Raw genomic sequence first — 13,055 nt, forward strand, 5'->3', positions numbered from 1 at the left:
TATGGCCTTCTCCACGCAAGACAGCGACGAGGTGCTGAGCGAGATCAACGTGACGCCGCTGGTGGACGTGATGCTGGTGCTGCTGGTGGTGTTCATCGTCACCGCGCCGCTGTTGACCAACGCGATACCGATCAACCTGCCGAAGACCGAAGCGGTGGCGCCGGTCGAGCAGAAAGACCCGTTGGTGGTGAGCATCGACGGTGCGGGAAAACTGTTTATCAACAAGGACGAAATCCAGCCGGATCTGCTGGAGTTCAACCTCAAGTCGGCCAAGGCCAAGGACCCGGAAGTGCGCGTGCAATTGCAGGCGGACGACGGGGTGAATTACGGCGAAGTGGCGCGAGCCATGGCTTCGATTGAGCGGGCGGGCATCACCAAACTGTCGGTGATCACTGCACGATAAGGGTTTCACGTTTTTCCGGGGCCGTCTCCTTGGCAGGGTGCGGCCCCTTTTTTGTCTGAAACTTAATATTCTTTTCAGGTCTTAATAAATAGCTTCTTATTCCTTAACGAATATAAATCCCGTCCCTATACTCGATCAGGAACAGACACGACGCAGGAGAGCTCCCCATGCGCAACGAATCAATCCGCTATCTGATTGTGCCGGGCTGGCAAGGATCGCCAGAAGATCATTGGCAAAGCCACTGGCAGAACAGCCTGCCGAACAGCGCGCGGGTGGAGCAGGCCGACTGGCTGACGCCGCGTCGTGAAGACTGGGTCGCCGCGCTGGCCGAGGCGATTGCCGCCGACAGCACGCCGGTGATTCTCATCGCTCACAGCCTGGGTTGCATCACTGTGGCGCACTGGGCGGCCACCGCACCGTTGCAGCACCTGCGTCAGGTACGCGGTGCGTTGCTGGTCGCGCCGGCGGATGTGGAGCGCCCGGCCTGCGTGCCGGCACTGCGCAATTTCGCGCCAATTCCGACCGATCTGCTGCCGTTCCCGAGCCAGGTTGTCAGCTCCGACAACGACGCCGCCGTCAGTGCGCCGCGTGCTTTGGAGCTGGCGCGCAACTGGGGCGCCGAGGCGGGAATTCTCGCAGGTGCCGGCCATATCAACGTGAAGTCCGGGCATCAACGCTGGGAGCAGGGATTCGCGTATCTGTATCGCCTGCAAAACCGCATGGAACACCATGCCCGGCGTCGCGCCTGACCCCTTTTATTTTTTCAGCGCCCCCGTCTCCCGGCGATTTGGGGCGGGAGTCTGCCATGAGTTTCGAAACCTTCGGTCAGCCGTTGCTGACCTTTCCCGATGCGGAAAAAAGTCCCCTGAGCATTCGCGCCAAGGCGCTGGTGTTCGTCGATCCACGCTCGCGCCAGTTGCGCGAGGAAATGGCCCGACTCGCACCGCGCTCGATCTCGGTGCTGATTCGCGGCGAGACCGGCACCGGCAAGGAATTGCTCGCCCGCCACATCCACCGCGCCAGTGATCGTAGCGGCTTGTTCGTCTCGGTCAACTGCGGCGCGATCAGCCCGACCTACGCCGATGCCGAACTGTTCGGCTACGCCGCCGGCAGCTACAGCGGTTCGGCCAGCAGTCGCGCCGGCTGGTTCGGTTCGGCCAATGGCGGCACCTTGTACCTGGACGAGATCGGCGACCTGCCGCTGCCGATCCAGATCAAATTGCTTTCCGCCCTGGAAAACCACGAAGTCACCCGGGTCGGTGCGCATCAGCCGAGCCCGGTGGATGTGCGCCTGGTGGCGGCGACCAGCATCGATCTGGCGCAAGCAGTGGCGGCGGGGAAATTCCACGAGCGCCTCTATCACTATCTCAGCGAAGGGCATCTGGAACTGCCGGCGTTGCGGGCGCGGGTCGGTGACATTCTGTCGCTGGCCGAGTACTTCCTCGGCATCTACAGCCAGCGTCTGGATCTGCCGGTGCCTCTGATCAGCGAAGCGGCGCAAGAGGTGCTGGAGCAGCACAGTTGGCCGGGCAACACCCGGGAGCTGGAAAACGTCATTCACTTTGCGCTGCTGGTGAGCACTGGCGATGAAATCCTGCCGGAGCACCTGAACCTGCCCGAGGTGTCTGGGTCGCTGGTTCAGATCGAACGTCAGGTGGCGAGCATCAGCGCCAAAGGGACTGCCGGGGAACGTAAGGCATTGAAAGAATTACTGTTGAACCTGAGCGAGGCTTTGTAACCATTTTGTTCAACATGAACAAAATGGAATATGAAGCTGAATAAACGTTATTGTCCGGGAATAAAAAATCCCGGTATTGTCCGACTCACGCCAGCAGTAGCACATCGCTGGCACACGTATTAATGCCGTCGTCGATGACGACCGTGATTTTCGACTAAGGACACTGCATGAAAAAGGTTCTGTTGTTTACCGCATTGGCGGCTGCTCTGACTGCTTCCCTGGCCCAGGCCGGCGAAAAACTGGTGGTCGCCGCGACCCCGGTTCCACACGCCGAGATCCTCGAGCTGATCAAACCGACTCTCGCCAAAGAAGGCGTGGATCTGGAAATCAAGGTCTTCACCGACTACGTTCAGCCGAACGTGCAGGTGGGCGAGAAGCGTCTGGACGCCAACTACTTCCAGACCCTGCCGTACCTGAACAGCTTCAACCAGGGTAAATACAAGGACGACAAGGCCAAGTACCTGGTGACCGTACAAGGCGTTCACGTTGAACCGTTCGGTGGCTACTCGAGCAAGTACAAGACCCTGGCTGAACTGCCGGACGGCGCCACCATCGCCATTCCGAACGAAGGCAGCAACAGCGGTCGTGCACTGATCCTGCTGCAGAAGGCTGGCCTGATCGAGCTGAAAGATCCGAAAAACGCTCTGGCCACGCCGAAAGACATCGCCAAGAACCCGCACAACTTCAAGTTTAAGGAACTGGAGTCGGCCCTGCTGCCGCGTGTTCTGAAAGAAGTCGATCTGGACATGATCAACACCAACTACGCGCTGGAAGCCAAGTTGAACCCGACCAAGGACGCTCTGGTGATCGAAGGTGCGGATTCGCCTTACGTGAACTTCCTGGTCGCCCGTGAAGACAACAAGAACAGCGACGCCATCAAGAAACTGGCCGCTGCCCTGACCAGCCCGGAAGTCAAAGCGTTCATCGAGAAGAAGTACAACGGCGCGGTATTGCCGGCGTTCTGATCTGACGCAGCAACACAACCCCTTCAGGTATGAAAACGCCGATGGCCAGTGATGGTCATCGGCGTTTTTGTGTGTGCGGGTGAGGGTGTCTTTAAGCTCAGGCGATCCCGGTCTTCAACGCCCGGCGCAACGCCACCAACAATTTCACGATTTCCTGCGGATCCAGTCGCTGCGGCACTTTTACGTCCATGTTCTCTTCCTTGTTATGAGTTTGGCCGGGGGAGTCTGGCCAATAGCTGTTCGTCCTTGGAGGGCTTTTATGCAAAAAAGATCCGTCCTACAGCGCTGGGGACAATAGCCTTCCTCCTTCTTCCCGGCAAACCCGTCGATTAGTTTTTTGCGTGATATCAATATGCTTTAACGGTATTTAAATTCTTCTTTTTATACCTTTAAAGTCGGTGCCTGCAGGACAGCTACCCGCTGTCCATGGACTGCACCACCGTCGCTTACCGAGCGGCGTCAGGATGTTTCATGACCTTCGATTACGCATTTATCCTCAGCACCCTGCCGGCGTTCTTAAAAGCCGTGGGCGTGACGCTGCAGGTCGGTTTGATCGCCATTGGCACCTCGTTGCTGGTAGCGCTACTGAACGCGACGATTCTGGTGTTTCGCACGCCTTACCTGCAAAAACTGGTCGGGCTGTATGTGGAGCTGGCGCGCAACACGCCGCTGCTGATCCAGCTGTTCTTCGTCTACTTCGCCTTGCCGGCCCTGGGCATCAAGGTCTCCGGTTTCACCGCTGCGATCATCACCATGACGTTCCTCGGCGGTGCCTACCTCACCGAAGTGCTGCGCGCCGGCGTCGATGCGGTGCCCCAGGCGCAGCTTGAATCGGGCCGCTCCATCGGCCTGTCTCACGGTCAGTTGCTGCGTTACGTGATCTTGCCGCAAGCGGGGATCCTCAGCCTGCCGTCGCTGTTCGCCAATTTCATTTTCCTGCTCAAGGAGACCACCGTGGTCTCGGCCGTGGCGGTGCCGGAGATTCTCTACACCACCAAGAGCTACATCGCGCTCTACTACAAAACCTACGAAATGCTCGCCGTACTGACGCTGATCTGCGTGCTGTTGTTCCTGCCGCTGTCGCTGCTGTTGAGCCGTCTGGAAAGGAGGCTCCAGCATGGCCAGTTCGGGTCTTGAACTGCTCTGGGTGTCGTTGCCGCAATTGGCCAACGGCGCCGGGCAAACCTTGTCGATCTCGTTCCTGAGCATCGCCATCAGCACCGTCGGCGGTGTGCTCTACGGCGTGCTGCGCACGCTCAACGTGACGTGGCTGAACGCGGTGCTGCGGATCTATCTGGAACTGTTCCGGGCGATCCCGGTGCTGGTCTGGTTGTACCTGCTGTTTTTCGGTCTGCCGATTTTCTTTGGCCTGAGCCTGCCGAGCTTCTGGTGCGCGGTGCTGGTGCTGTCGCTGTGGGGCGCCAGCGAGGTCGGCGAAGTGGCGCGTGGTGCGCTGCATTCGTTGCCGCGCGGGCAGCGTGAGGCGGGGTTGTCGATCGGCCTGAACGCGGCCCGGCTCTACGGTTACGTGCTGTTGCCCCAGGCGCTGAAACGCATGACGCCACCGACCATCAACGTCTACACGCGGATCATCAAGACCAGTTCGCTGGCGGTGCTGATCGGCGTGGTGGATGTGATCAAGGTCGGCCAGCAGATCATCGAGCGCACCTACGAATCGGTGCTGATCTACGGCGCGCTGTTTCTGTTTTTCTTTTTCATCTGCTACCCGCTGTCGGCCGCTTCGCGTGTGCTGGAGCGGCGCTGGACGCAAGCATGAGCGCATTGATCGAGTTTCAGGGTTTCAACAAATTCTTCGGTGAACAGCAGGTGCTCAGGGGCATCGACCTGCAAGTGAAGTCCGGCGAAGTCATCGTCATCCTTGGCCCCAGCGGCTGCGGAAAAAGTACTCTGCTGCGTTGCCTGAACGGTCTGGAAACCGCCCACAGCGGTCACTTGAAATTCGCCGGCCGCGAACTGCTGGACAAGGCCACCGACTGGCGCGAAGTACGTCAGCAGATCGGCATGGTGTTCCAGAGTTATCACCTGTTCCCGCACATGAGCGTGCTCGACAATTTGCTGCTCGGCCCGCTCAAGGTGCAGAAGCGCCGACGCCGCGAAGCGCAGCAACAGGCCGAAGCGTTGCTCGAACGGGTGGGCCTGCTGGAGAAACGCGATGCCTTCCCGCGCCAGCTCTCCGGCGGCCAGCAGCAACGCATCGCCATCGTCCGTTCGTTGTGCATGAACCCGCGAGTGATGCTCTTCGATGAAGTCACCGCCGCCCTCGACCCGGAGATGGTCAAGGAAGTGCTGCAAGTGATTCAGGGCCTGGCCCGCGAAGGCATGACCCTGTTGATCGTCACCCACGAAATGGCCTTCGCCCGCGCGGTGGCCGACCGCATCGTGTTCATGGATGCCGGGCGCATCCTTGAACAGAACCCGCCCGAGCTTTTCTTTACGAACCCGCAAACCGCACGCGCGCAGCAGTTCCTGGAGAAGTTCTCCTACGTTGAAGCACTGCCCACAACGACTCAAACCAAGGAACTGGAACTGCCATGAAAACTGCCAAAGCTCTATTTGCATTACCGCTGATCAGCCTCGCGTTGCTGGCCGGCTGCAATAAGACCGAAGAACCGGCCAAGCCGAAAGTCGCCAGTGAAAGCACCGCGCCGGCGGGTTACCTGGACAAGATCAAGGCCCGCGACAAACTGATCGTCGGCGTGTTCACCGACAAGCCGCCGTTCGGTTTCGTCAATGAAGCCGGGCGCTATGTCGGCTTCGATACCGACATCGGTCGTCAATTCGCCAAGGATCTGCTGGGCGACGAAAACAAGGTCGAGTTCGTGGCCGTGGAGCCGGCGAGCCGCATTCCGTTCCTGCAAAGCGACAAGGTCGACCTGATCCTCGCCAACATGACCGTGACCCCGGAGCGCAAGGAGGCGGTGGAGTTCACCAATCCGAACCTCAAGGTCGCGGTGCAGGCGCTGGTCCCGCAGGGCAGCGACGTGAAGAAGCTGGATGATCTGGCGACCCGCACCACCATCGTCACTACTGGCACCACCGCCGATATCTGGCTGACCAAGAACCACCCGGACTGGAAACTGCTGAAGTTCGAGAAGAACTCCGAGTCCCTGCAAGCCCTGGCCAACGGCCGTGGCGATGCCTACGCCCAGGACAATCTGGTGTTGTTCAGCTGGGCCAAGCAGAACCCGGGCTACCGCGTGCTGGATGAAAAACTCGGCGCCGAAGCGCCGATTGCACCGGCGGTGAAGAAGGGCAATATCGAATTGCGCGATTGGGTGAATACCGAACTGGCCAAGCTTGGGGAAGAGAAATATCTGCTCAAGCTGTATGACCAATATGTGCGTAAAGAACTGAGCGATGACACCAGGCCTGAGAGTGTGATTGTTGAAGGCGGGAAGTGGCAGGGCTAATCAGGCCAATTCCACGCCGGCTCATCCAGCACCCTCTGCCCGACAACGCCTGTCTGGCCGAGGGTTTTTTCCAGCACGATGCAATTGCATTCCTCATCTTCCTGCAATGCCGAAATCAATCGCCGTGCGTGTGAAACCACCCACACCTGACACTCCTGCGATGCGCGAATGATCAACCGCGCCAGCGCCGGCAACAGATCCGGATGCAGACTGGTTTCCGGTTCGTTCAGCACCATCAGCGACGGCGGGCGTGGCGTCAGCAGCGCGGCGACCAGCAGCAGATAACGCAACGTGCCATCCGACAATTCCGCTGCCGACAGCGGTCGCAACAACCCTTCCTGAAAGAACTCGATGGCAAAGCGTCCGCCCGCCAGTGGCGCGATGTTCAGCCGTGCGCCGGGAAACGCGTCGCTGATCGCCGCCTGCAAGGCCTCGGGGTCACCGATTTCGATGATGGTGCGCAACGCCGCCGCCAGATCGCGGCCGTCGTGATGCAGCACCGGTGTGCGTGTGCCCAGTTGTGGCTGGCGCACCGGGGCGTCGGCGTCGCTGCGAAAGTGATCGTAGAAGCGCCAGCGGCGGATGAACTCGCGCATCTGGAACACTTCCGGCGAAGTGCGCAGGCTGCCGACCTGATCGAACAGGCTGTCGAAGTTCGGCGTGTGCTGCGCCAGCACATCCCAACTGCGGCCGTCGCGGCTGCGGATCATCGGCCCGTTGCGCTCCACCAGCAGGCTGGCCGGGCGATACAGCGGCCCGGCCCAGATGCATTCCTTTTTGATTTCCGGGTCGAGGGAAAAGAACGAAAGGCTCGGTTCGGGCAAGCCCAGCGCAATTGAATAGCTGAAATCCTCGCCAGCAAAACCCAGCCTCAGACGTTTCACGCCCTGGCGCACGGTGGACTGGATTGGCACTTCACCGTTGCGCATGCGCCGGCTGATGGTTTCCGGTCCGGCCCAGAACGTCGATTCCAGCCCGCCTTCGCGAGCCAGTGCATTGACCACGCCGCCCTGAGCGGTCTCCGCCAGCAGCCGCAGCGCCCGGTAGAGGTTGGATTTACCGCTGCCGTTGGGGCCGGTGATCAGGTTCAGCCGACCCAGTGGAATTACCAATTTATTGATCGAGCGGTAATTGGCCACCGCGAGGGTCTTGAGCATGAAAATCCTTCCTGGGGGCTCCGGAAACCGGGTCAGGATACCTGCTGCACATAAATGCATATATCGCCCGGACGAAGGTTGAACCCTGTTCTAAGCTCACAGTCGTATCGTCACTTGCACGTTCGTACACAGGAAGGAGTCTGCATGGCGAGTCCCGGATTGAAAACAGCCGCCCTGTTGGGCCTGCTCGCTTTGCTCACCGCCTGCGGCGAAAAAAAGGCGCCCCAGGAATATTTGCCGCGTGTCTTCGTGCAAGTGGTCAAGCCCGCGGATTTCGCGGCTTCGGTGACCCTCACCGGCGACGTTCAGGCCAGGGTGCAGACCGAATTGTCGTTCCGGGTCGGCGGCAAGATCATCCAGCGCATGGTCGATGTCGGTGACCGTGTCTCGGCCAAACAAGTGCTGGCCAAACTCGATCCCAAGGATTTGCAGACCAACGTCGATTCCGCCCAGGCCCAGGTGCTGGCCGAGCAGGCGCGGGTCAAACAGAGTGCTGCCGCGTTCGTCCGCCAGCAAAAACTGTTGCCCAAGGGCTACACCAGCCAGAGCGAATACGATTCGGCGCAGGCGGCATTGCGCAGCAGCCAGAGTGCGTTGAGCGCAGCTCAGGCGCAGTTGGCCAACGCCAAGGATCAGCTGAGTTACACCGCGCTGATCGCCGATGCGCCGGGCATCATCACCCAGCGTCAGGCCGAGGTCGGTCAGGTGGTGCAGGCCACGGCACCGATCTTCAGCCTCGCCCGGGACGGCGATCGCGACGCGGTGTTCAACGTGTACGAATCGCTTTTGGCAGAGCGGCCGGCCGAGCGTTCGATTGTCGTCAGCCTGCTCGACAACCCCGCCATCAAGACCACCGGCACCGTGCGCGAAATCACCCCGGCAGTGTCGGCGCAGTCCGGCACGGTGCAGGTCAAGGTCACCCTCGACAGCCTGCCCCAGGGCATGCAGCTTGGCTCGGTGGTCAGTGCCACCGCCAAAGGCAGCGGCAAATCGGCGGTGGAACTGCCCTGGTCGGCCCTGACCAAAAACATCAGCGAACCGGCGGTGTGGATGGTGGACAACAAGGGTGAGGCGCAACTGCACAATGTCACTGTCGGCCGTTACCTGACCGGTCACGTGATCATCAGCGAAGGGCTCAAGGGCGGCGAAAAAGTCATCGTTGCGGGTGGGCAGCTGCTGCATCCGGGGATGAAAGTCGAGATCGCCGAGAACACCTACAAGGAACTGCAACCGGGAGCACAGCCATGAAGCCTTTATGGGTGTTGTCTGTCGGGCTGCTGCTGGTTGCCTGTTCCAAGAGCGAGCCACCGCCCGAACCGGTGCGGCCGGTGTTGTCGATCAAGGTCGAAGCGCTGAACGAGGAAACCCTCGGTCGTTTCGCCGGCAGCATTCAGGCGCGTTACGAGAGCAACACCGGATTCCGCGTCGGCGGTCGGATTGCCAGCCGTAACGTCGACGTGGGTGCCGAGGTGGAGAAGGGCACCTTGCTCGCCACCCTCGACCCGTCCGACCAGCAGAACCAGTTGCGCTCGGCCCAGGGCGATCTGGCGAAAGTCGAAGCACAACTGATCAACGCCCAGGCCAACGCCCGGCGTCAGCAGGCGCTGTTTGATCGCGGGGTCGGCGCCCAGGCGCAACTGGACATCGCCACCACCGATCTGAAAACCACCCAGGCGTCCCTCGACCAGGCGCGGGCTGCGGTCAATCAGAGCAAGGATCAGCTCGGCTATACCGAGCTGCGCTCCGACCACAAAGCCGTGGTCACCGCGTGGAACGCCGAGGCCGGGCAAGTGGTGACGGCCGGCCAGCAAGTGGTGACGCTGGCGCAACCGGACATCAAGGAAGCGGTGATCGATCTGCCGGACACGCTGGTCGACCAGATCCCCAGCGACGTAGTGTTTCTGGTGGCCGCGCAACTTGATCCGAGCATCAACACCACCGCCGTCATCCGTGAAATCGAACCTCAGGCACAAAGCGCCACCCGTACCCGCCGCGCACGCTTGACCCTGGCCAGCACGCCACCGGGCTTTCGCCTCGGCACGGCGATCAGCGTGACTCTCAGTTCGGCGATCAAGCCGCGAATCGAATTGCCCGCGACAGCCTTGCAGGAGGCCGACGGCAAAACCCGGATCTGGGTGATCGACCCGCAAAGCAAAACCGTTGCCCCGCGCGACGTCAGCGTGACCAGCCGTACCGACAGCACCGTGGTGCTGGCCGGCGGGGTCAAGTCCGGCGAGCGTGTGGTCAGCGCCGGCGTCAACAGCCTCAAACCCGGACAAGCCGTGAAACTCGACGAGGACAGTCAATGAAAGGGTCTTTCAATCTCTCGGAATGGGCCCTCAAGCATCAGTCGTTTGTCTGGTACCTGATGTTCGTCGGGCTGCTGATGGGGGTGTTCTCGTACTTCAATCTGGGGCGCGAAGAAGACCCGTCGTTCACCATCAAGACCATGGTGATCCAGACCAAGTGGCCGGGCGCGACCCAGGAGGAAACGCTCAAACAGGTCACCGACCGCATCGAGAAAAAACTCGAAGAGCTCGATTCCCTCGACTACGTGAAAAGCTACACGCGCCCCGGCGAATCCACGGTCTACGTGTACCTGCGCGACACCACCAGTGCCAAGGACATTCCGGAAATCTGGTACCAGGTGCGCAAGAAGATCGATGACATTCGCGGCCAGTTTCCCCAGGGAATTCAAGGGCCGGGATTCAACGATGAGTTCGGTGACGTGTTCGGCTCGGTCTACGCGTTCACCGCCGACGGCCTGACGATGCGGCAACTGCGTGACTATGTGGAGCAGGCGCGCGCCGAAATTCGCAACGTGCCGGGGCTGGGCAAGATCGAGATGGTCGGCCAGCAGGACGAAGTGATCTATCTGAACTTCTCCACCCGCAAACTGGCGGCGCTGGGCATCGATCAACGACAAGTGGTGCAAAGCCTGCAATCGCAGAACGCCGTGACCCCGGCGGGTGTGATCGAGGCCGGGCCCGAGCGGATTTCGGTGAGAACTTCCGGGCAGTTCGCCTCGGAAAAGGATCTGGCCGAGGTCAATCTCAAACTCAATGACCGCTTCTATCGACTGGCCGATATCGCTGAAATCAGCCGGGGTTACGTCGACCCGGCGACCCCGGAATTCCGCTTCGACGGCAAACCGGCCATCGGTCTGGCTATCGCCATGCAGAAGGGCGGCAACGTTCAGGCCTTCGGAAAAGCGCTGCATGCGCGCATCGATCAACTCACCGCCGACTTGCCGGTAGGCGTTGGCGTGCACACCGTTTCCGATCAGGCAGTGGTGGTGGAAGAAGCCGTCGGCGGCTTCACCAGCGCGCTGTTCGAAGCGGTGGTCATCGTGCTGGTGGTGAGCTTCATCAGCCTCGGCGTGCGGGCCGGGCTGGTGGTGGCGTGCTCGATCCCGTTGGTGCTGGCGATGGTGTTCGTGTACATGGAGTACAGTGGCATCACCATGCAGCGGATTTCCCTCGGTGCGCTGATCATCGCCCTCGGGTTGCTGGTGGACGACGCGATGATCACCGTGGAAATGATGGTCACGCGCCTGGAAATGGGCGAGACCAAGGAGCAGGCGGCGACATTCGCCTACACCTCCACGGCGTTCCCGATGCTCACCGGTACGCTGGTGACCGTGGCCGGTTTCGTGCCCATCGGACTCAACGCCAGCTCCGCCGGTGAGTACACCTACACGTTGTTTGCGGTGATCGCAGTGGCGATGATCGTGTCATGGATTGTGGCGGTGTTCTTCGCGCCGGTGATCGGCGTGCACATCCTCAGCACCAACGTGAAGCCCCACGAAGCCGAGCCGGGGCGTATCGGGCGAGCGTTCAATCACGGTTTGTTGTGGTCGATGCGCAACCGCTGGTGGTGCATCGGCATCACCGTGCTGTGCTTCGTGCTCTCGGTGTTTTGCATGCGCTTTGTGCAGAACCAGTTCTTCCCGTCTTCCGACCGCCCGGAAATTCTGGTCGACCTGAACCTGCCGCAAAACGCCTCGATCGATGAAACCCGCAAGGCCGTCGACAAACTCGAAGCCACGCTCAAGGGCGACCCGGACATCGTGCGCTGGAGCACTTATATCGGTCAGGGTGCGATCCGTTTCTACCTGCCGCTGGACCAGCAACTGCAGAATCCGTACTACGCGCAACTGGTGATCGTCAGTAAAGACTTCAAGGCCCGCGAAGCCTTGAGCCAGCGCCTGCGAGATCGTCTGCGCCAGGACTTCGTCGGCATCGGCAGTTACGTACAGGCCCTGGAAATGGGCCCGCCGGTGGGTCGTCCGATCCAGTACCGGGTCAGCGGCAAGGACATTGATCAGGTGCGCAAGCACGCCATCGACCTGGCCACCGAACTGGACAAGAGCCCGCACATCGGCGAAATCATTTACGACTGGAACGAGCCCGGCAAAGTCCTGCGTATCGACATCGCTCAGGACAAGGCGCGGCAGCTCGGCCTGTCGTCGGAGGATGTGGCCAACCTGATGAACAGCATTGTCAGTGGCTCGCCGCTGACCCAGGTCGACGACGATATCTACCTGGTCAACGTGGTCGGGCGGGCGGTGGATTCCGAACGCGGTACACCGGAAACCCTGCAGAACCTGCAGATCGTCACGCCCAACGGCACGTCGATTCCGCTGCTGGCCTTCGCCACCGTGCGTTATGAACTGGAGCAGCCGCTGGTGTGGCGTCGCGACCGTTTGCCGACCATCACTATCAAGGCTTCGGTGCGGGATGAAATTCAGCCGACCGATCTGGTGAAAGTCCTCAAACCGACCATCGATGACTTCGCCGCCAAACTGCCGGTGGGTTACAAGGTCGCCACCGGCGGTACGGTCGAGGAAAGCGGCAAGGCCCAGGGGCCGATTGCCAAGGTCTTGCCGCTGATGCTGTTCCTGATGGCGACCTTCCTGATGATCCAGCTGCACAGCGTGCAGAAGCTGTTCCTGGTGGCGAGTGTCGCGCCGCTGGGGCTGATCGGTGTGGTGCTGGCGCTGGTGCCGACCGGTACGCCGATGGGCTTTGTGGCGATCCTCGGGATTCTGGCGCTGATCGGTATCATCATCCGCAACTCGGTGATCCTCGTGACGCAGATCGAGGAGTTCGAGCACAAGGGCTACTCGCCCTGGGATGCGGTGGTGGAAGCGACCGAGCACCGACGCCGGCCGATTCTGCTGACCGCTGCGGCGGCGAGCATGGGCATGATCCCGATCGCCCGGGAAGTGTTCTGGGGACCGATGGCCTACGCGATGATCGGCGGGATTGTGGTGGCGACGTTGCTGACGCTGCTGTTCCTGCCGGCGCTGTATGTGGCCTGGTACAAGATTCGCGAGCCGAAGAAAAACTAGATCAAAAG

The 13,055-nt window shown here is 60.8% G+C and carries 12 protein-coding genes; 11 read left to right on the plus strand and 1 reads right to left on the minus strand.

Going from position 1 to position 13,055, the window contains the following annotated elements:
- Position 1 precedes the first annotated feature (1 nt).
- The 8 genes from M5B98_RS23270 to M5B98_RS23305 all read left to right on the plus strand — a co-directional run bounded on the left by M5B98_RS23270 (position 2) and on the right by M5B98_RS23305 (position 6,537).
- Positions 2-403 (plus strand): ExbD/TolR family protein, encoded by a 402-nt coding sequence (locus M5B98_RS23270; protein ID WP_003220570.1) that lies wholly within the window; start codon positions 2-4, stop codon positions 401-403.
- A 167-nt stretch (positions 404-570) separates the two neighbouring features.
- Positions 571-1,152: an alpha/beta hydrolase gene (locus M5B98_RS23275; protein ID WP_085712674.1), complete on the plus strand. Its 582-nt coding sequence runs from the start codon at positions 571-573 to the stop codon at positions 1,150-1,152.
- 56 nt (positions 1,153-1,208) lie between these two features.
- Entirely contained in the window at positions 1,209-2,141 is a 933-nt protein-coding gene (locus M5B98_RS23280; protein WP_248744109.1) for a sigma 54-interacting transcriptional regulator, read from the plus strand.
- Between the two features lie 167 nt (positions 2,142-2,308).
- Positions 2,309-3,106: a MetQ/NlpA family ABC transporter substrate-binding protein gene (locus M5B98_RS23285; RefSeq protein ID WP_007952772.1), complete on the plus strand. Its 798-nt coding sequence runs from the start codon at positions 2,309-2,311 to the stop codon at positions 3,104-3,106.
- Between the two features lie 471 nt (positions 3,107-3,577).
- Positions 3,578-4,243: an amino acid ABC transporter permease gene (locus M5B98_RS23290; protein ID WP_007918712.1), complete on the plus strand. Its 666-nt coding sequence runs from the start codon at positions 3,578-3,580 to the stop codon at positions 4,241-4,243.
- Positions 4,224-4,883 (plus strand): amino acid ABC transporter permease, encoded by a 660-nt coding sequence (locus M5B98_RS23295; RefSeq protein WP_248744110.1) that lies wholly within the window; start codon positions 4,224-4,226, stop codon positions 4,881-4,883. The genes M5B98_RS23290 and M5B98_RS23295 overlap by 20 nt, the downstream gene beginning before the upstream one ends.
- Entirely contained in the window at positions 4,880-5,662 is a 783-nt protein-coding gene (locus M5B98_RS23300) for an amino acid ABC transporter ATP-binding protein (protein ID WP_248744111.1), read from the plus strand. Before M5B98_RS23295 ends, M5B98_RS23300 begins: the two co-directional genes overlap by 4 nt.
- Complete coding sequence (locus M5B98_RS23305; RefSeq protein WP_248744112.1) at positions 5,659-6,537, plus strand: transporter substrate-binding domain-containing protein; 879 nt, start codon at positions 5,659-5,661, stop codon at positions 6,535-6,537. The genes M5B98_RS23300 and M5B98_RS23305 overlap by 4 nt, the downstream gene beginning before the upstream one ends.
- On the opposite strand, the gene M5B98_RS23310 is transcribed toward M5B98_RS23305, so the two are convergent.
- Positions 6,534-7,694: an AAA family ATPase gene (locus M5B98_RS23310; protein WP_248744113.1), complete on the minus strand. Its 1,161-nt coding sequence runs from the start codon at positions 7,692-7,694 to the stop codon at positions 6,534-6,536. The genes M5B98_RS23305 and M5B98_RS23310 overlap by 4 nt on opposite strands.
- Positions 7,695-7,838: 144 nt before the next feature.
- On the opposite strand from M5B98_RS23310, the gene M5B98_RS23315 reads away from it, so the two are divergent.
- Genes M5B98_RS23315 through M5B98_RS23325 form a run of 3 tightly spaced genes read left to right on the plus strand, consistent with a single transcriptional unit; the run spans position 7,839 to position 13,047 of the window.
- A complete protein-coding gene (locus M5B98_RS23315; protein ID WP_248744114.1) occupies positions 7,839-8,942 on the plus strand; it encodes an efflux RND transporter periplasmic adaptor subunit in 1,104 nt (367 codons plus the stop codon).
- The gene (locus M5B98_RS23320) at positions 8,939-10,003 is read left to right on the plus strand and encodes an efflux RND transporter periplasmic adaptor subunit (RefSeq protein WP_248744115.1); all 1,065 of its coding nucleotides are present in this window, start codon (positions 8,939-8,941) and stop codon (positions 10,001-10,003) included. Before M5B98_RS23315 ends, M5B98_RS23320 begins: the two co-directional genes overlap by 4 nt.
- Positions 10,000-13,047 carry an efflux RND transporter permease subunit gene (locus tag M5B98_RS23325; protein WP_134825122.1) on the plus strand — a complete coding sequence of 1,016 codons (3,048 nt, stop codon included), beginning with the start codon at positions 10,000-10,002 and terminating at the stop codon, positions 13,045-13,047. The genes M5B98_RS23320 and M5B98_RS23325 overlap by 4 nt, the downstream gene beginning before the upstream one ends.
- Positions 13,048-13,055 lie beyond the last annotated feature (8 nt).

Source organism: Pseudomonas sp. MWU12-3088 (genome assembly GCF_023242405.1).
GTDB classification, from domain to species: Bacteria; Pseudomonadota; Gammaproteobacteria; order Pseudomonadales; family Pseudomonadaceae; genus Aquipseudomonas; species Aquipseudomonas kribbensis.